Source organism: Paenibacillus sp. J22P90 (genome assembly GCF_059692195.1).
In genome coordinates, this window is sequence record NZ_JCAUAY010000005.1 from 106,612 (window position 1) to 126,004 (window position 19,393).

Here is a 19,393-nt window from a genome sequence, read left to right on the forward strand (position 1 = left end):
AGTGTATGTTCGTTGAATGAATGGTTCGCCGATCACATGATTATCACCTATCTATTAATCTTTGTTTTCATGTCTTATGTGTATAATAAAGTGTTTCGTACGCGCAAATTGCCTGTGCTCAAAACTGCGATTATTTATGTGTTACTCGCAATTGGCTCTTACATGCTGCTCATATTCCAAATTGCAGGTCTGCCCATTGTGCTTTGCTTAGCAGTTGCGATTTCCCTCATGTTAATCGTAAGAATTCGTTACTTTATTGAGAAAAGAACGGGTAAGCGACCGACTTAATCGCGTAAGGAGCACGCCAGATGACTCTATATTGGTTGACGCCGATCCTTAACTATTCACCGCTCGTGCTTGGAGCAGAGCGCATGAGCTGTCAGCCGGATGCCGAGTTTGAAGCTTTCCGCCAATTGGCAGGGAATCTCCATCCTCGTCTGCTTCCGATGTTCAAATCAAGTCTGCTGCTGAGTGATGATGAAGATGTGTGTGGATCAGACCTCGTAGAATTGGATTTAACAGACGAAGGGGATGTTGTGTTTGATGGTGTGCCCTTTCATCTGTCGCACTGCGCAGAGGCCTTTCTGGACCGTTTGCTGAATCGACAAGAGGCGAAGGCGATGGTTATGGCTTTGACGTTATCGTTGAAGGAAAGCGAGGAAACGAGCGGTGGCAGGATTCCTGTTTGGACGAAACAATGGTTGCAATGGTTAGAAGCGGGTTATGACATTGTTCTACTAAGAGAGGATGGACGCTGAGATGAAGTTAGGGGATGCTTTTTTCAATTGGCTGCAGATGCATATTGTGTCACAGGCCAGGCCAGAGGATGAAGCGGCTAAAGAGACCTTGGATTTTTTCGCGCTTATTTTAGTTGAAGATCACCATGTTAGTAATCTTGAGGTTCTAGCCGTAGAGGATCCAACGAAAATATGGATCGGCTATGAGCATGAAGGGGAATATCATAAGCATTGCTTTGATCGCGAGAATGCAGAGCAGCTGCTCACCGATATTAACTCGAACCCCATCTATAATCAATAGCGATTTAACGCTGTGAATTAAGGACATAACTTTACTAAATCAACGTACACTAAAGTATATCTGGGCAAAAGGAGTGCCGAGTTGATTTGAAAATAGATACATAATGGTGGAACGCTTGCCACCCGCTATGCTATACTGTAAGTGTAAGGAGCGTTTTCAACCACCTAGTAGGAGGCGCGAATGATATGGCTGAACACCTAACAGCTGCACCACCGATGCAATGGATAGATAGCGCCTACATGATGATTACAGCTGAATATGCGAAAGCTTGTGAGAGCCGAGACGCGATGATTTCACTCGGCCAAGTTTTTGATGCGATAAAAAAGCCTAGATCTGCGTATGCAGACAGGCTTTTTGTCATCTTCGGCGAGTTATCGGGCTGGAACCTGTGGGCTCGTCCCATTCGGGCCGGCGTTATCGATATCCTGATCATTGCGAATATCGCGGGGCAATTGCGGCATAACGCGACCTACGATATCGGCCATCTGTTCGGCAAAGCCTTGAATCGGTCTTCCAGCTTGAATGTTATCCCGTATATTGCGTAAGCGTTGATCTAGATCCATGTCAGCTGTCACGATCGCATTAACGCCGTAAGGATCCTTCTTAAGTGCTTCGGCTACCGAATACTTCACGGTACCAACCCTGGCGCGATCAAGCTCCTTCTTAATGTTAATGCCGACCACAGCTGTATTGCCGAAGACGACGCAATGTGCGCTCTCCACCTGCGGGATACCCAATGCTAGGTTTTCCAAATGCGCTGCAACTGCTTTAGAATCTTTAATTTCTAGCTTTTGCGGAGCAATTTGTTGAACTTTTACTTGTTTATTATTCGTATTTTGAGAGGGGGCACCACTTTTCGGCGCTTGACTGCAGCCTACCGCGAGGATCAGAATCAGTCCGCATACGTATATTAGTCTCACCAGAATCGTTCCCTTCTTTCCTTGAATCTCGCGTTTAGTTTGTCCTGTACGGTTAGGTTGTATGTATGAATATAACCAATGATCTAACGCCAAATCTGGGAGGGGACACACCAATGAAAAAAATTTACGTGTTAGATACCAATGTACTGCTTCAGGATCCCAATGCTTTATTCGCATTTGAAGATAATGAAGTGGTCATACCCGCCGTGGTGTTGGAGGAAATCGATTCGAAGAAACGAAATGCGGATGAAATCGGTCGCAATGCCAGACATGTTTCGAGATTGCTAGACGGATTGAGAGCCAAGGGGAATTTATCCGATGGGATTGTACTTGGGCATGGCGGCAGCATTAAAGTGGAGCTTAACCACCGCAGCTTTGCGAAGCTGCAAGATACGTTTTCGGAATTAACGAATGACAATCGCATTCTCGCGGTTGCGCTTAACTATCATTTAGAAGAGCAAGATAGTGAGGCCGCTAGACCTGTTATCATCGTCAGTAAAGATACTCTGGTCCGAATTAAGGCGGATGTTCTGGGCATTCCAGCACAGGATTATTTAACCGATCGAATTGTCGCTCAAACCGATATGTACACCGGCTACATTACATTGTTCGTTCACCCATCAATTATTGATGAGTTTTACTCGTATCGCTTCTTGACCATTACTGCACTGAATTTGAGCTACATGCTGCATCCTCACGAATTCGTCATCCTGCGCGATGAGCTAGGTTCTTCTAAATCTGCACTGCTCAAAGTTTCACCGGATGCCAAAAAGCTTGAGCCGCTTTACATGAGTAATGATCCCATCTGGGGGATTGCCGCGCGCAATGCGCAGCAGCGAATGGCTCTTGAGCTTCTGCTCAATGACGATATCCCGCTCGTCACCCTAACTGGGAAAGCGGGTACAGGTAAAACGCTGCTTACGTTGGCTGCGGGGCTAATGAAGATTGAGGATGATCGTAAATATAAGAAACTGTTAATTGCTCGTCCGGTCGTCCCGATGGGCAAGGATATTGGTTACCTGCCTGGTGAAAAAGATGAAAAGCTGCGTCCCTGGATGCAGCCGATCTATGATAATTTGGAATATTTGTTTGATACCAAAAAACCAGGTGATATTGAAAAAATACTTGCCGGTCTAGGTAGTATTCAAGTAGAGGCGTTAACGTATATTCGTGGACGGTCCATTCCTGGTCAATTTATCATTATTGATGAAGCGCAGAACCTTTCGAAGCATGAAGTGAAAACGATCGTATCTCGTGTTGGTGAGGGCAGTAAAATCGTTCTCTTAGGCGATCCGGATCAAATCGACCATCCGTACCTAGATGCATCCAGCAATGGGCTTACGTATGTGGTAGAGCGCTTTAAACAAGAAGGCATAAGCGGACACATCACTTTAGAGCGCGGCGAACGCTCGCATCTGGCTCAATTGGCAGCCGATCTGCTGTGAAAAGAGAAAAGCCCACATCAGCCGATGTGGGCTTTTTGCTGATTAACGAACGATCTCGATGCCGCAGCGATAGGCTTTGGCAATGCCGTGCATCAGTTCTTCTAGCTGTCGATCCACAATGTACACGTCGCGATTCTGGGCGTCCTTGTATTGGGCGATGAGGTGCTCTTCGACCTGGAGCGCGGCTTGATCTACTTCGACTGCTGGGCTGTTCGTTGTAAAACGGAAAGGAATGACGATTTTATCGTACAAATAATGATGTTCAGCGCGGCTAGTAAAGCCGTAATCACTGAATAAATCCGTCAACTCGGCCTCGTCGTTAAGTAAACGAAGCTCCATGTTCGTAGTCTCAATGTTAAAATGGGCCATTACATCAAGCGCAGCACGCTGCTGCTCTTCATTACTGACAATCAGCATTTCTTTATCGCGATCGAATAACTCGACTTTGCCGGCAAGTGCTTTGACAATCTGAGCATAGAAGCCAGGAATTTTCCCATCTGGCAAATCCATCATAAGACCAATTTTGAATTCCATCGTTGTTCGTCCTCACTTTATGTAATTATCCCTACTAGTTTACAGAGATAATTTGAGTTTCACAACTGCGACGCCCTTTTTCGTCTCGACACTTAGCACATCGAGGTAGCTCGCTACTTTTTTCGGAACAAAGCCTAGTTGGAACTCCTTGGTAAACTCATCGATGGTCGTATCTGGCAGCTTAAAGCCGTTAAATTCGAGATTATCAACGACGAAACGAACTTCATTCAAATTTTCTGCATTTGTAAGTAGGATGAAGTTTCCTTGAATGGATATTTGCAATTCACCTTTTTTGCCTGTGGCGACCATAGACCCATCGTTAAATTCGAAATTCAACGTTTTCAGTAGCTCGCTCTTTGAATGAAGATACGTATTGAAATCTACGTCTGTCAGATTGATCACTGGCGTTTTGGAAGTGATGCTAATATACTTGCTATCTGACATTAGGAATTGCGGCAATTCCCGGAAAGCCATAGATAAATTATCTAAGTAATCTCGCGCCAAAGGTAGGCCTTCTTGCTTCCATTGATCGTTCAGGCTTTTAATTTGGGCTGCAATGACCTGCGCTTGGGCGCTGACGGCCAATTGTTTGTCCAACTCTTCTTGAAGCTTCACGAGCCGTTCACGCTGTTCTAGGAATTTCGTTTTCGTATTCTGCAGCTCAGTCCGAGAATTGGCGAGATCTACTTGCAGCTTTTTGAGCTTTTGAAAAGCATCCGTGAATTTAGTAAGGGAACGTTGGTCGTTTGTGACGATCATTTGTAAGTATTCAAACATCCGCAAGACATCCGTGAAGGAGTGTGCTGCAAATAGCAGCATCCAGATCGAATCGCGATCACCCGTATAATAGGCTCGCAGCACTTTTCCGGCATGCTTGCGTGTCGCTTCCACATTGCCGTTCTGCTTCTCGATATCTTGTTCATTAAGCTTGATCTGCTCACCGATTTTGGCATCTTGTTCGTTTAATCGAGCAACCTCTTTATCGATCTCGAAAATTGTAAGTCCTTTTTGGAGCAGTTCTTTGGCTTCATCCTGAGATGTCTTCGTTTCTTCAGCCAGAGCGCCTCCGTACGGCAATGTGAGTTGTGTTAGTAAAAAAATGGTTAACAGCAGCGCTGTGAGTTTCTTCGCATTCATTGATGATATTCTCCCCCTATGAATAGATTATCATATTTCTATTAAATGAAGCACAAAAAAATACTTACCTTTGGGGAAAGGTAAGTATTTGATCTAGTTCCTATTTTTTAGCCGCTGGTACTAACAGCTTTAGAATGTCATCAAAACTCTTCACTTTCGCAGGAACTTCCTTCGTTAAAGGTGTGCCTTGATTAATGGCATCATAGGTTTGATGCAGTGCGATATGATTGTCATATGCCTTCCCATCTATCGTCACTGTAAATGTGATATCAAGGGATTGATCTCGAATGAAGCCTTTGTCGTCAATGGCAATTTTCATATTGCCAGGTGCCTTCAGCGTCAGAGCAGAAAAGCCGCTTTTCTTAAGTGCATCCGCTTTGTCAGCGGACAAGAAGCCATTCGTCTGCAAGGAACCAATAAACTCTGGCAATTTGGCTTGCAATTGTGTGTTGATTTCTTTCGTATTTTTAGCAGTCAGATCAACTTGAATGGATTTAGCCGTTGTGCCATCGGCCAGCTTTACCGGCTCCTTGGCTTCCTTAAACCATTTGGCATCGATACCTTCAAAAATTAACTTACTAAGTGCCGAAGAAACTTGAGGGGTATTCTTCAAGGTGTCTGCGGTTAACGGGCTTGCAGCTGCTCCGCTCATTTTCTGTAAATCAATCGCGTAATACTCATCTGCGGTCTTATTTAAGGCTGGCATATTAAAATACAATTTGCTATCTTTAATGAGAATTGGAATATCGATTGGGGATGTAGATCCCTTCGGTGTTATGCGCAAGTCCGTTTGGAACTGAAGAGGGTCTATGTTGCTAACACCCTTCCAGGTGATCGTGCTTTCTCTGATCAAAGATAACAACCCATTTGTAAGCGGGTTTGCTGATTTCATTAAGCCATCACTAATCGCGAGCGTCGTGGTTCCATCGAAGGTATACGACTTCATTTCTGCTTGTTTGTTTACCGATAGTTGAAAAGATTCTTTGACTTTCGTATTGTCTGTACAGGCTGTCAACGAGACTAGGCTAATCGCCGTAATCGCTGTTAGAGTAATCCACTTCTTAGTCATGCTGAGCTGTCTCTCCTTCCATAATCCTTTATCATTATAAGGGTTTCCTATTCATTTGTCTGTAAGTAAAGAACTGGGGGTTTTACACGCGTGAATCAACTAGGACACAATCCGGTATTACAAGCTATAAAAGAAAGAATTCAATTGGCTGAAAATCAACTCATTTCCTTTCGCGATTATATGGAAATGTGTTTATACCACGATTCAGATGGTTATTATCGCAAGGACCAAGTCAAGATAGGTAAGCAAGGTGATTTCTATACGAGCTCTTCCATTGGAACCGTTATGGGTGAAATGGTGGCGACATTCATTCATAAACAAATTCAAAGTCTTTCCGAGCTGCCGGTACGCATTGAACTGGCGGAATGGGGAGGAGGCAATGGACGAATGGCCCTCCAGCTGCTGGATGAAATGAAGCAGGCTGCTCCTGAAGTCTATGCGCGATTAACGTATACCTTGATTGAATCGAGTCCCTATCATCGCCAGCAGCAAAAAGAGTTGCTTGCCGAACATGGGAAGCATACACGGTTTTTGGATGAATCAGATTGGTTGAATGAACCCCCTCAGAAACATGTCTATGTGCTTGCAAATGAATTATTGGATGCGTTCCCGATTCATCGCATTCGTTATCAGGAAAGGTCCTTTCAAGAATCTTTTGTTAAATGGCAGGAAGCTGAGCCAAATTGCCAAGAGATTTGGGTTCCCATATCAGACCAACGTATAGTAGACTATGTAACCTCCATGGAAGTTCAGTGGCTAGATGGACAAATAGGAGAAATGAATTTAGAAGCTGCTGCCTGGTATGATCGACTATCGCGGCGAATCCTAAGCGGATCTGTAATTGCAATTGATTATGGGGATGTCGAAGAGGAGCTTTTTGCCTCGCATCGACAGCGGGGGACATTAATGTGCTACCGCAGGCATGAGGCGCATGATAATCCCTTTATCGATCAAGGGGATCAGGATATAACCGCGCACGTCAATTTTAGCTTGTGTCAGTCGGCCGCGGCAGCTAGCGGCTTTGAATTCGGTCAGCTGCAAACACAGCGCCAGTTCTTGGTGGAGCAGGGGATACTGGAGAGGCTGCAAAACCATTTTGATCCGAATCCCTTTAGCGAAGTATCGAAACGCAATCGTTCAATTCGGCAATTACTGCTGAGCGACGGAATGAGTGAATTGTTTAAAGTGTTTATCGCCATGAAAAAAGGTGAATCGGCATAATGCCGATTCACCTTTTTGTTTGTCATCTGACTTAGATGGACATTTTGAAAAATGACCAATACGTAAATCCGCTGAAGGAGATAATCATATATCCCCAGAACAACAATATGTAAGTACGTTCTGACAAGCGCATATAGCCTAGAATGACGAATACGGCAGTTTGAAAAAAGAAAATCAGAGACATAGGTATCATATCGCCAGCTAAACTCATTAGTGCGATAACAAGTGTCCAAAAACCTAGAACCCGAAACATGCGATCCATTCTCGTTACATCCCCCTCTCGTACCACGCTGCACTTTAACTACAACACATTATACCGTCTGATCCAAGTGGTGTAAACCGTCAAACGGTGACGAAATTGAAAACATTTCATCATATAGACGTAGTATGTCTTTTTATACGAATCCCATGTATGAGGGTCAAAAAATTTGGCAATACCATTTAGTATCAAATAGATTCTATGAACTCTAGTACGGGCATAGAAATAGTAATAATGGCAACGAATCAATTGATACCTGTCTGACTAATTGATTCTTATTTTACTGATGCATCTGCAATAGGAGAGAATTTGATCAGGAATCGAAGCTCCCGAAAAGGAGAGACTTTGCTCTCCGACCAAAGATCCCTATAATTTGTTAGGAGGTTTGGCCTTATGTCGGCGATTAGACAAGATGCTTGGAGCGATGAAGACGACTTAATTTTAGCGGAGTTGACATTGCGTCATATCCGAGAGGGAAGTACACAATTATCTGCGTTTGAAGAAGTTGGGGAGCGTATTGGACGAACAGCGGCCGCATGCGGGTTCCGTTGGAACAGTTTTGTTCGGAAGAAATATGAGGCGGCAATTCAAATCGCCAAAGCACAGCGTCAGAAACGGACGCAGATGAAAAAGCATGCACCGGTTTCCATCTCAGGTTCATCCTCGATTGGATTACTTGACAGCCCTGAAGTGCCTGCAGGCAAAAATGAAGTATTTACAGAAGAAACACTCTCGATTGACGCGGTCATTCGTTTTTTAAGGCAATGGCGCAGCACCTATCAAGACATGAATCGTCATATCAAAACGTTAGAAAAAGAGCTGCAGGATAAAGAGGACGAACTCGATAGACTTGGCAGAGAAAATAATAAGCTGAATAAGCAAGTGAACGAAGTTGAAACCGATTATCGCGTTGTAAATGATGATTATAAAGCGCTTATTCAAATTATGGATCGGGCTAGGAAAATGGCATTCTTGGTTGAAGAAGAGGAAGAAGAGAAGCCTCGATTCAAAATGGATGCCAACGGTAATTTGGAAAGAGTAGATTAGGCGGGATTCGGACCGCTAGAGAGAGTTGCAGATCAAGGATCACCTTGGTCTGCGGCTTTTTTGTGTATAATAGAGGTTATATCAAGTAAGGGTGGTTATTACATGCATATCATGATCATTGGAGCAGGCTCCTTAGGGTTGTTGTTCGCCTCGAAGCTTGCCCCTTTTTGCGAGCAATTAACGGTCGTGACAAGAACTGTGGAACAAGCGGAGTTACTGGCTCAGCAAGGCATTTTGCTAGATGGGATGACCTCATTTACGACGCAGACGGGGACTCCAATTATTTTAAAAAGCTATCAAGAAGATGTGGAAGAGGCTGTCGTTGCCCGAAAGCATCAAGTTGACTATATCTTTCTCATGGTGAAGCAAACGGCGATAACACCAGAGCATATCGCTTATATTAAAAGTCAAATGACAGAAAACAGCTATCTCGTCTGCTTCCAAAACGGGATAGGTCATGAATTGACATTAGGCCAAGCTATTCATCGCGATAAGCTTTTGTTTGCAGTTACGACAGAAGGAGCCAAGCGAGACAGCACGACCGCTGTGAGACATACAGGGCATGGCATCACGTATATTGGAGGTTTAGAATCTACTCAACGCAGTGCAGGGGAAAACCAACATTTTTTATTTATGCAGCTGTTGGAATTAGCAGGATTTCGCGCGGAATTGTCGAAAAACATGGAAGTTAGGATTTGGAATAAGTTAGTGATCAATGCGGTCATTAACCCATTAACTGCAATTTTACGTGTGCAAAATGGTGAGTTGCTTCGTTCAGAGTGGACGCGTTCACTCATGCAGGATCTCTATCAAGAAGCGCTTCGTTTGGCTATGGCCAAAGGGATTGAGCTTCCAGATGAACTGTGGTCTACTATTATGGATGTGTGTCAGGCAACAAGTATGAATCATTCCTCCATGCTGCAGGATGTAGAGGCATCACGACGAACGGAGATTGACTATTTGAATGGCAGATTGGTTGAGATGGGCCAAGAAATGGGCCTGGAGCTTCCATCGCATCGTATGGTGTATAGAATGATTAAAGCAATAGAAAAATAAGAGGTGACTCTTCTTGCTGAATGGTTTAGTTAGTCTATTATCTACTTTATATGCGATGCTTGCCGTGGCGCCATTTATTACGTTTGTTGTCTTGTGGTTCATCATCTATCTCTTTTTAAAGGACAAGAAGATGACCACTAGGTTTACTATGGATGTCACAACCTTGTTCCTATTAGGATCTGTATCTTTAATGTGGAACAGACTCTTTCAAACCCAATTTGGTTTCTGGTTGATTGTCCTCATATTATTAATTGCTTTCGGAATTATTGGGGGATATCAAAATCACTTGAAGGGGAAAACTAATTTAATCAAAGTAGGCAGACTAGTTTGGCGACTTAGTTTTGTGGGCTTATCTGCTTTATATATCCTTTTATTTTTCGTCCATATCGGTAAAAACTACCTTTTTTCAACATAGAAGTGATGGAGTTTACCTAATTTTGGGTGATCTGGGTAATGATACAGAGGAAGATTGTAATATTTATTTGAGATTTGTAGAAAATAACAAACAAAATCGTCTAGATTTTATTGACCGTTGGTTGTATAATTAAAAACCGTGAGAGTAAATTTTTTTACCTGTTATTTAGACAGAGGTAAATTATTTGTGGACAAACTCATTGTATATGTTATAATTCCTTGCGTAGACTCTAGTAATTTTTTTTACCAGAGATCTAAGTGATGTAACATAACATTAAAGAAGCGGTTTCATTGATCTCCGGGTTAAGGGTGTAAGGTTTATGTAAATAAAGCTAACAAAACACCTAGCCAATAGATGTCTAGACATACATATTTTAAAGGAGGAGTTTTATGAAAACGACAAAATGGGTTTCTACAGCAGTAGCACTAACGCTCATGGGTAGCGTTGCAGTTGGTTGTGGTAAAAGCGAGGAAACAACACCAACGACATCACCAACGGGTGGAGCAACAGGTACAACAGCACCAGCTTCCACGAAAAAGCAAGAAATTAAAATCAATTTCTCAGCAGAGCCACCTGTTATGGATAGCTCCAAAGCTACAGCAAATGCTGCTTTTACTTTTATTAGCGCATTTAACGAAGGTCTATATCGTACAGATAAAGACGGCAAAGCAACTCCTGGTCTTGCAAAAGATTTCCCTAAAATCTCTGCTGATGGTCTGACGTACACAATCGACATTCGTGACAACGCGAACTGGTCCGATGGTCAACCGGTTAAAGCACAAGATTTCGTTTACTCCTTCAAACGTACTTTGGACCCAGCTACAAAAGGCCAATACAGCTTCGTAGTAGCATGGATCAAAGGTGGAGAAGCTGTAACTAAAGCTAAAACTCCTGAAGATGTGAAAAAAGCTCAAGACGCTCTAGGCGTTAAAGCAATCAACGACAAACAAATCGAAATCAAACTTGAAAAACCGGTTGCATTCTTTACACAAATGCTTGCATTCGGAACTTTCTTGCCACAACGTGAAGATTTCGTAACAAAAGCTGGCGACAAATACGGCGCAGAAGCTGACAAAGTTATCGGTGCTGGTCCGTTCATTCTTAGCAAATGGGATCACGGTCAAACACTTGAGCTTGTTAAAAACGAAAAATATTGGGATGCTGCTAACGTTAAGTTGACGAAAGCAACAATCAATATCGTAAAAGATACAAATACAGGTCTTAACCTATATGAAACTGACGCGGCTGATTTGACTGAGATTAACCGTGATCAATTAACATTGTACAAAGGTAAGCCGGACAACCTGCCTAAACCAGAGTTGACGAACTCATACCTCATGTATCAAACGAAAAAAGTTCCAGCATTGGGTAACAAAAAAATCCGTCAAGCTCTTGGTATGGCAATCGACCGCCAAGCTTATGTAGATACAGTACTTGCTAACGGTTCCGTAGCTTCCACTGGTCTAGTACCAGGTGGTACTTCTGACGGTGCTGGCGGCGAATTCCGTAAAACTGCTGGAGATACTCAACCGAAGTTCGATGCTGCTAAAGCAAAACAATTGCTTGCTGAAGGTCTAGCTGAACTTGGTTTGAAAGAACTTCCAAAAATGAAAGTGAACGCAGATGATACTGAAACTGCGAAAAAATCACTTGAGTTTATCCTTGCACAATGGAAACAAAACCTTGGTTATGTAGCTGAAGCTAACCCAGTTCCACACGCATTGCGTATCGAGCTTTCCTCCAAGAAAGATTTCGAAATCGTACTTTCCCTATGGGGCGCAGATTACAACGATCCAATGACGTTCTTGGATATGTGGGTAACTGGCGGCGAGTTTGACGAAGGTGACTACAGCAACGCAGAATACGATAAGCTTGTAAAAGGCGCACAAACAGAAACAGACGTAACAAAACGTGCGAAAGCATTGGTAGAAGCTGAGAAAATCCTTATGGACGATCAAGGTGTAGCTCCATTGTACTTCCGTACTCGTGCTTACTTGAAAAAACCATCCATCAACGGATTGATTCTTCCATCCTTTGGTCAAGAGTGGGAATTAAAGTGGGCTAATATTAAGTAATTGTTAAGCAGTAGTTAGCAGAAGGGGCCGTTCGCACCTCGTGGGAGCGGCCTCTTCTAAGTTTCTTGTTTTATATTTTAATAAAGGAGGAGCAATATGGTTAAGTTCATTCTTCGCCGTTTCCTATATGCGCTTATCACGTTATGGCTAATCGCAACATTTACTTTCGTCTTGATGAAAAACTTGCCAGGTAATCCACTAGGAGAAGGCGCTGAGAAGATTCCGAAAGCTACGAGAGATATGTTGATGAAGCAATATGGACTGGATAAGCCGTTGTGGCAACAGTATTTGACGTTCATGAACAACATCATCCACGGCGATCTGGGAGCTTCCTTTCAATTTCCTGCTCACAAAGTAACGGATATTATTAAACAAGCTTTCCCTTCATCCTTAGAATTAGGATTAATTTCAATTGCGATTGCAATTGTAGTTGGTTTGACTTTAGGGATTATTGCAGCCTTGAAGCACAATAAAGCTGGTGACTATACAGCGATGTTCATTGCGATTCTTGGTGTGTCTATCCCGTCCTTCGTGCTCGGGCCAATGCTTTCTTATTATGTAGGTGTGAAGTGGGGGATTCTTCCTGCTGGTTTGTGGAAAGGTCCAGAATACAAAGTGTTGCCAGCGATTGCTCTATCGTTCGGAACGATTGCTATTTTGGCACGTCTAATGCGTACATCCATGTTGGACGTACTCAATCAAGATTATATCAAAACAGCGAAATCTAAAGGTTTGTCTAATTTGACAGTTGTCATAAAGCATACAATTCGTAATGCGATATTACCGGTTATCACCGTAATCGGCCCAATATTTGTAAACGTCATCACAGGTACGTTAGTTGTTGAACAAATTTTTAGTGTACCAGGTTTGGGTAAACATTTCGTATCATCTGTATATTCAAATGACTATACAATGATTTCTGGATTAACCATTTTTTACTCAAGTATATTGATCGTCGTTATCTTTATTACTGACGTTGTTTATGGTTTAGTAGACCCTAGAATTCGTCTTGGGAAAGGCGGGAAATAAGTTCATGCAAACTCCAAAAGATTCAACAGAGACCAACTTCAAGTTTGCTCCCGTTGCAAATAAATCTCTAACTGGTGAAGTCATTGTTAGACCTTCACTCAATTATTGGCAGGACGCTTGGAGACGACTTAAGAAAAATAGACTGGCTATGGCTGGCTTAATTATATTGGTAACTTTAATCATCCTTTCGATTATCGTTCCTTTTGTTTCGAGCTACGATTATCAGACGCAAAATTTAAAGCTTAGAAATGCTGTTCCAAGCGGCGATCATTTCTTCGGTACAGATGACTTCGGTCGAGATGTTTGGACACGTGTATGGATGGGAACGCGTATTTCCCTGTTTATCGGTATTACCGCAGCTTTGATTGATTTGGTCATCGGTGTTATCTATGGTGGTATTTCTGCTTATTACGGCGGAAAAGTAGATGAAGTGATGCAACGTGCGATTGAGATCGTATACGCAATTCCTTTCTTGTTGATTGCGATTCTCTTGATCATGGTTATCGGTTCCGGTATTTCATCCATTATTATCGCCTATAGTATTACGGGATGGGTGCCGATGGCGCGGCTCGTACGTGGGCAAATGCTGACGCTGAAAGAGCAAGAATTCGTTCTAGCTTCACGCACATTGGGAGCTTCTCCCATGAGAATAATTATGCGTAGCTTGATTCCGAATGCGCTTGGTATAATTATTGTGCAGATTACATTTGTTGTACCATCTGCGATCTTTACAGAAGCATTCTTGAGCTTTATTGGTCTTGGTGTAAAGCCACCTCTGGCGTCGCTAGGTAACTTGCTGTCAGACGGTGCTAACTATATCCGGTTATATCCGCATCGCCTAATTTTCCCGACGATTATTTTCAGCTTGATCTTGTTGAGCTTCAATCTTCTCGGCGATGGGCTTCGTGATGCGCTAGATCCAAAAATGCGCAAGTAAGAAGGGGTGAATAATGATGAGCACCAAAAACAATTTACTTGAAGTTAAAGATTTAAGAGTTTCATTCCAAACGTATGCGGGTGAAGTTCAAGCTGTTCGCGGCGTATCTTTTTCTTTGAAAAAAGGTGAAGTGTTGGCGATTGTAGGTGAATCCGGCTGCGGTAAATCCGTAACGGCACAAACGCTCATGCGTTTAATTCCTACTCCGCCTAGTTATATAAAAAGCGGTTCTATCATGTTTGATGGGAAAGTGGATATTACGAAGCTTTCTAACAGACAGATGGAGAAAATTCGTGGCTCTGAAATGGGTATGATTTTCCAGGATCCAATGACTTCATTGAATCCTACGATGAAAGTCGGTGATCAAATTACGGAAGGTTTGATCAAACACGAAGGTTTAAGCAAGAAAGCTGCTACAGAAAAAGCAATTGAGATCCTTAAGCTAGTTGGTATCAACTCGCCTGAAGGCCGTATTCATCAATACCCGCATGAACTTTCTGGCGGTATGCGTCAACGTGTTATGATCGCCATTGCGTTAGCTTGTTCGCCGAAGCTTCTTATTGCCGACGAGCCGACAACAGCGCTAGACGTAACGATTCAAGCGCAAATCATTGATTTGATGAAAACTATCTCTGAGAAAACGGAATCATCCATTATCTTAATTACACATGATCTTGGTGTTGTAGCAGATATGGCTAATCGCGTTGTTGTTATGTATGCAGGTAAAATTATTGAGCAAGGCACTGTAGATGAAATTTTCTACGAGCCGCAGCATCCATATACATGGGGCTTACTTCGTTCCGTGCCGCGGTTGGATACGAACAGCAATGAAGAGCTTGTACCGATTCCAGGTACGCCGCCAGATTTGTTCGCTCCACCGAAAGGGTGTGCCTTTGCAGCTAGATGTCCGTATGCGATGAATCACTGTCTGGAAGAAGATCCAGCTCACTCAGTGCTTTCTGAAACGCATTCAGCAGCTTGCTGGTTGCTTCACCCGGATGCACCGAAGGTTGAACGTCCTGTAGGAGTGGGAGGTAGAGGACATGTCTAAGACATTAGCGAAGTCTGATCAACCGATTTTGCAAATTCGCAATATGAAGAAGCATTTCAATCTTGGAAACGGCAAGATTTTGAAGGCCGTAGACAATTTTTCGATAGAAATTAAACGTGGTGAAACGTTTGGTCTCGTTGGGGAGTCCGGTTGTGGGAAATCCACAGCAGGTAGAACCATTATTAAGCTTTATGACGCGACAGAAGGCGAAGTTATTTTCGACGGTGAAGATGTTCATAAGCTATCAGGGAAAAAGCTAAAGGAATTCAACCGGAATATGCAAATGGTATTCCAAGATCCTTACGCATCCTTGAACCCGCGTATGACAGTTGGGAATATCATTGCCGAAGGTATCGATATTCACGGGCTATACAAAGGTGCAAAACGTAAAGAACGCGTAATGGAGCTGCTTCGTGCTGTTGGTTTGAACGATGAGCACGCTAGCCGTTTCCCGCATGAGTTCTCTGGTGGTCAACGTCAACGTATCGGGATTGCTCGTGCGCTTGCGATTGAACCGAAATTCATCATCGCCGATGAGCCGATTTCCGCTTTGGACGTTTCCGTACAAGCGCAAGTCGTTAACCTTTTCAAAAGATTACAAAAAGAAATGGGCTTAACTTACTTGTTTATCGCGCATGATTTGGCAATGGTTAAGCACATCTCCGATCGTATCGGGGTTATGTACTTGGGGAACCTTGTAGAGGTTACTACATCCGACGCTCTTTATGCGAAGCCGTTACATCCGTATACACAATCTCTTCTTTCTGCGATTCCGATTCCGGATCCAGAAGTTGAACGTACACGGGAACGTATCATTCTTGAAGGCGATGTACCAAGTCCGCTCAACCCGCCTAGTGGTTGTCCGTTCCGTACGCGTTGTCCGCAAGCGATGGCGAAGTGTGCAGATTCGATGCCGCCTAGCAAAGAAGTGGAACCGAATCACTTTGTTGCTTGTCATTTATACTAATAACGCAGCCGTCCCGAAAGGGGCGGCTTTTCGTCATATACGATTTGCTACATAATTGTAATTACAAAAAATACAGTTTTGACGATTGCAGGCCTTACGTGTACAATTAAAGGATAGTTGTTTTATTTGTTATATAGAGGAGACACTAGTCGCATATGCAAATGGAAACTTTTCATTGGAAGAAAAATCAGCAATTGGCGGAAGATTATATAGCAGGTACAGGACAGGCGAAGGCGTTATTTCCATCTCATTTTAAAAGTGAGTCTGATTGGCAATCTCGTGTCCAGTGGTTGGATGAAGCGAGCAGCGCCCCGCATGTCCATCGTGAGAGCCTTGTAAGTGTACTGGAGGCGTACAATAAGCGGATCGGGAATACAGAAGCAGCATTGAAGCATATTGCAGCTCTAGGCGATAAACAAACACTTGCCGTCCTAGGCGGTCAACAAGCTGGATTGTTTGGCGGTCAACTGATGATTCTGTATAAGGCCATTACAATCATTCAATTGGCGCGTGAATGGAGCGCGAAATTGCAGCGTACTGTTGTGCCTGTTTTCTGGATTGCGGGTGAGGATCATGACTTCGATGAAGTGAATCACGTACATGTCCTCTCTAATACGCAACAAATTGAGAAACTGAAGGTGGACCATCCAACAGGGGTGCGTACAGCGGTGAGTCGACTCCCATTGACTTCAGAAGCGTGGGAAGAGGCCTTGAACAAGCTGGACCAGTCGTTGATGGACACGGAGTTTAAAGCAGCATTGCTGGATAAAATGCGTTCTGCAACTGCGCAGGGGGCGACGCTTTCGGATGCTTTTGCGCGATGGATGTCGATGCTGTTCGGTGAGTACGGTCTCGTGCTTCTTGATGCCGATGAGCCTGCGCTCCGTGCTTTGGAATCGTCCATGTTTGAGGGGGTTGTTGCACAAAATGATTCTCTTGCGGCAGCCTTGATGCGTAGTCAAACGGACGTTAGTCAAGCTGGCTATGGCATTCAAGCTGAAGTTCAAGAAGATGCAGCGAATCTGTTTGTCTTTGTGGAGGGGCAGCGCCTGCTGCTTCATCGTGAGGGTGAGCATTTTACGGATAAAAAGAATTCAATTCGCTATACGAAGGAAGAGCTTCGTGATAAAGCGCTGACGTCACCTGATCAGCTGAGTAACAATGTCATGACTCGGCCGCTCATGCAAGAGTACCTGTTTCCAGTTCTAGCGACGGTGCTTGGCCCTGGAGAGATAGCGTATTGGGCTTTGACGAAGGGAGCCTTTGAGCATTTCAACATGCGGATGCCGATTGTCGTGCCTCGCATGGAGTTTACATTAATTGAAGGCACGATTAAGAAGCAGATGGATAAATACGAGCTTACATTTACCGACGTATTGGAACATTTTAATGAGAAGAAGCAAGCGTGGTTGGATGAACAAGATACGTTGCAGTTGAATGAAAGGTTCGGGGCCGTCAAGGAATCGTTCCTCAGCAGCTATGCACCGTTAGTTGAGTCACTTCAATCCATTAATCCTGGTGTCAAAAAGCTTGGAGATACGAATTTAGCTAAAATTATAGAACAAATCGATTATTTGCATCAAAAAGCGAGTGAAGCTTCCCATACACAATTCGATGCGGCGATTCGGCAGCTGGACCGTGTTAGACTCACAATTTTTCCGTTGGCCAAGCCACAAGAAAGAGTGTATAATGGGTGTGCTTATCTGAATCGTTATGGGAATGCTTGGCTACATACTTTGGTTGAAACGCCGATACCCGTAGATGGCTTGCATCGTATCTATTATTTGTAGGAGGAACGAAAATGACAACTGCAACAAACAGCATTGTAACAGATATGGCGCTAGCGCCGGATGGCCATTTGAAAATTGATTGGGTTCAGGCGCATATGCCTGTTTTGAATCGTATTCGTGAACAATTTGAGAAAGAACAGCCGTTTAAAGGCTTGAAAGTAACGATTTCGTTGCATTTGGAAGCGAAAACAGCTTACCTTGCGAAGGTTGTTAAAGCTGGTGGAGCGGAAGTTACGATCACAGGAAGCAACCCGCTTTCTACGCAAGATGATGTATGTGCTGCGCTTGTTGAAGATGGCATTACGGTATTTGCAAAATACAACCCAAGCCCAGAAGAGTATAAAGAGCTTCTGATCAAATCCTTGGAGTCCAAACCAGATCTAATCATTGATGACGGCGGCGACCTTGTGTCCCTTCTTCATTCAGAGCGTAAAGATTTGGCTGTAAATGTTCGCGGTGGCGCTGAAGAAACAACAACAGGCATTCTACGCTTGAAAGCGATGGAAAAAGAAGGCAAGCTTGCTTTCCCAATGGTTGCTGTTAATGACGCGTTCTGTAAATACTTGTTCGACAACCGTTACGGTACTGGCCAATCCGTTTGGGACGGTATTAACCGTACGACGAACTTGGTTGTTGCTGGTAAAACAGTTGTCGTTGTCGGCTACGGCTGGTGTGGTAAAGGTGTGGCGATGCGTGCTAAAGGCTTAGGCGCTAACGTTATCGTTACTGAAATCGATGCGATTAAAGGCGTAGAAGCATACATGGACGGTTTCGCTGTAATGCCGATGATCGAAGCGGCAAAATTGGGTGATTTCTTCGTTACTGTTACAGGTAACCGCGATGTCATCCGTGGCGAACACTACAAAGTGATGAAAGATGGCGCGATTCTTTCCAACGCAGGTCACTTTGATGTTGAAGTAAACAAACCTGAGCTTGAGGCTTTGTCTTCCTCCAAGCGTACAGTTCGTCGCAATATTGAAGAATACCAATTGACGGATGGTCGTAAAGTATACGTTCTTGCTGAAGGCCGCTTGGTTAACCTAGCTGCTGGTGACGGTCACCCGGCAGAAATCATGGACATGACGTTTGCGCTTCAAGCAATGTCCTTGAAGTATGTGAACGATTCCTATCAAGCTCTTGGCAAAACAGTTGTTAACGTTCCTTATGTTCTTGATGAGCAAGTAGCGCGCTTCAAGCTAGAGTCACTAGGCACAAGCGTGGATGCTCTGTCTGACGAGCAAAAAGCTTACCTAGACAGCTGGGATGAGCATTAGGATATAACGAATGCCCTTTGATCCACTTTTGTGGATCGGAGGGTGTTTTTTGTTTGTATCTGGTGGTACAAAGAGAAGGTTCCTACGGCTAAATTCGTGCTTTTTAGGCCTCTCCCCCTTGAAGGCATA

General features: G+C 43.7%; 20 protein-coding genes. 15 read left to right on the plus strand and 5 right to left on the minus strand.

Features of this window, described 5'->3' with window-relative positions; all coding sequences use genetic code 11:
* Positions 1–12 precede the first annotated feature (12 nt).
* From AC58UX_RS17805 to AC58UX_RS17815, 3 genes are read left to right on the plus strand one after another with little or no spacing between them, the layout of a single operon-like run.
* Positions 13–288, plus strand: a complete 276-nt coding sequence (locus tag AC58UX_RS17805) for a YlaH-like family protein (RefSeq protein ID WP_497255936.1) — start codon at positions 13–15, stop codon at positions 286–288.
* Between the two features lie 20 nt (positions 289–308).
* Positions 309–758: a hypothetical protein gene (locus AC58UX_RS17810; RefSeq protein ID WP_497255077.1), complete on the plus strand. Its 450-nt coding sequence runs from the start codon at positions 309–311 to the stop codon at positions 756–758.
* Between the two features lies 1 nt (position 759).
* Positions 760–1,038: a hypothetical protein gene (locus AC58UX_RS17815; protein ID WP_497255079.1), complete on the plus strand. Its 279-nt coding sequence runs from the start codon at positions 760–762 to the stop codon at positions 1,036–1,038.
* Between the two features lie 371 nt (positions 1,039–1,409).
* Here AC58UX_RS17815 and AC58UX_RS17820 read toward each other — a convergent pair whose 3' ends face one another.
* Positions 1,410–1,958, minus strand: a complete 549-nt coding sequence (locus AC58UX_RS17820; protein WP_497255081.1) for a YhcN/YlaJ family sporulation lipoprotein — start codon at positions 1,956–1,958, stop codon at positions 1,410–1,412.
* A gap of 113 nt (positions 1,959–2,071) precedes the next feature.
* On the opposite strand from AC58UX_RS17820, the gene AC58UX_RS17825 reads away from it, so the two are divergent.
* Positions 2,072–3,403 (plus strand): PhoH family protein, encoded by a 1,332-nt coding sequence (locus AC58UX_RS17825; RefSeq protein WP_497255083.1) that lies wholly within the window; start codon positions 2,072–2,074, stop codon positions 3,401–3,403.
* Positions 3,404–3,445: 42 nt separating this feature from the next.
* Here AC58UX_RS17825 and AC58UX_RS17830 read toward each other — a convergent pair whose 3' ends face one another.
* The 3 genes from AC58UX_RS17830 to AC58UX_RS17840 all read right to left on the minus strand — a co-directional run bounded on the left by AC58UX_RS17830 (position 3,446) and on the right by AC58UX_RS17840 (position 6,143).
* The gene (locus tag AC58UX_RS17830; protein ID WP_497255085.1) at positions 3,446–3,937 is read right to left on the minus strand and encodes a hypothetical protein; all 492 of its coding nucleotides are present in this window, start codon (positions 3,935–3,937) and stop codon (positions 3,446–3,448) included.
* 39 nt (positions 3,938–3,976) lie between these two features.
* Positions 3,977–5,074 carry a coiled-coil domain-containing protein gene (locus AC58UX_RS17835; RefSeq protein WP_497255087.1) on the minus strand — a complete coding sequence of 366 codons (1,098 nt, stop codon included), beginning with the start codon at positions 5,072–5,074 and terminating at the stop codon, positions 3,977–3,979.
* Between the two features lie 100 nt (positions 5,075–5,174).
* Positions 5,175–6,143: a hypothetical protein gene (locus AC58UX_RS17840; protein WP_497255089.1), complete on the minus strand. Its 969-nt coding sequence runs from the start codon at positions 6,141–6,143 to the stop codon at positions 5,175–5,177.
* A 90-nt stretch (positions 6,144–6,233) separates the two neighbouring features.
* Here AC58UX_RS17840 and AC58UX_RS17845 point away from each other — a divergent pair, with 90 nt between their 5' ends.
* Positions 6,234–7,364: a class I SAM-dependent methyltransferase gene (locus AC58UX_RS17845; protein WP_497255091.1), complete on the plus strand. Its 1,131-nt coding sequence runs from the start codon at positions 6,234–6,236 to the stop codon at positions 7,362–7,364.
* Positions 7,365–7,395: 31 nt separating this feature from the next.
* Here the strand turns inward: AC58UX_RS17845 and AC58UX_RS17850 are convergent, their stop codons facing one another.
* Complete coding sequence (locus AC58UX_RS17850; protein ID WP_028558057.1) at positions 7,396–7,626, minus strand: DUF2626 domain-containing protein; 231 nt, start codon at positions 7,624–7,626, stop codon at positions 7,396–7,398.
* A gap of 390 nt (positions 7,627–8,016) precedes the next feature.
* Between AC58UX_RS17850 and AC58UX_RS17855 the strand changes: the two genes are divergently transcribed.
* The 10 genes from AC58UX_RS17855 (at position 8,017) to AC58UX_RS17900 (ending at position 19,264) form a co-directional block, all read left to right on the plus strand.
* Positions 8,017–8,670 carry an RsfA family transcriptional regulator gene (locus AC58UX_RS17855; RefSeq protein WP_497255093.1) on the plus strand — a complete coding sequence of 218 codons (654 nt, stop codon included), beginning with the start codon at positions 8,017–8,019 and terminating at the stop codon, positions 8,668–8,670.
* Positions 8,671–8,772: 102 nt separating this feature from the next.
* Positions 8,773–9,726, plus strand: coding sequence for a ketopantoate reductase family protein (locus AC58UX_RS17860; RefSeq protein WP_497255095.1), 954 nt, complete (start codon positions 8,773–8,775; stop codon positions 9,724–9,726).
* Positions 9,727–9,739: 13 nt separating this feature from the next.
* A complete protein-coding gene (locus AC58UX_RS17865) occupies positions 9,740–10,141 on the plus strand; it encodes a DUF3397 domain-containing protein (protein WP_497255097.1) in 402 nt (133 codons plus the stop codon).
* A 389-nt stretch (positions 10,142–10,530) separates the two neighbouring features.
* Positions 10,531–12,216, plus strand: a complete 1,686-nt coding sequence (locus AC58UX_RS17870) for a peptide ABC transporter substrate-binding protein (protein ID WP_497255099.1) — start codon at positions 10,531–10,533, stop codon at positions 12,214–12,216.
* 96 nt (positions 12,217–12,312) lie between these two features.
* Complete coding sequence (locus AC58UX_RS17875) at positions 12,313–13,245, plus strand: ABC transporter permease (RefSeq protein ID WP_497255101.1); 933 nt, start codon at positions 12,313–12,315, stop codon at positions 13,243–13,245.
* 4 nt (positions 13,246–13,249) lie between these two features.
* On the plus strand, positions 13,250–14,182 hold the full coding sequence (locus tag AC58UX_RS17880) for an ABC transporter permease (RefSeq protein WP_497255103.1): 933 nt from the start codon (positions 13,250–13,252) through the stop codon (positions 14,180–14,182).
* A 16-nt stretch (positions 14,183–14,198) separates the two neighbouring features.
* Positions 14,199–15,233, plus strand: coding sequence for an ABC transporter ATP-binding protein (locus tag AC58UX_RS17885; RefSeq protein ID WP_497255105.1), 1,035 nt, complete (start codon positions 14,199–14,201; stop codon positions 15,231–15,233).
* A complete protein-coding gene (locus AC58UX_RS17890) occupies positions 15,226–16,200 on the plus strand; it encodes an ABC transporter ATP-binding protein (protein ID WP_497255107.1) in 975 nt (324 codons plus the stop codon). The genes AC58UX_RS17885 and AC58UX_RS17890 overlap by 8 nt, the downstream gene beginning before the upstream one ends.
* Before the next feature lie 155 nt (positions 16,201–16,355).
* Entirely contained in the window at positions 16,356–17,990 is a 1,635-nt protein-coding gene (gene bshC / locus AC58UX_RS17895; RefSeq protein WP_497255109.1) for a bacillithiol biosynthesis cysteine-adding enzyme BshC, read from the plus strand.
* Between the two features lie 11 nt (positions 17,991–18,001).
* Complete coding sequence (locus AC58UX_RS17900; protein ID WP_497255111.1) at positions 18,002–19,264, plus strand: adenosylhomocysteinase; 1,263 nt, start codon at positions 18,002–18,004, stop codon at positions 19,262–19,264.
* The last annotated feature ends 129 nt before the right edge of the window (positions 19,265–19,393 follow it).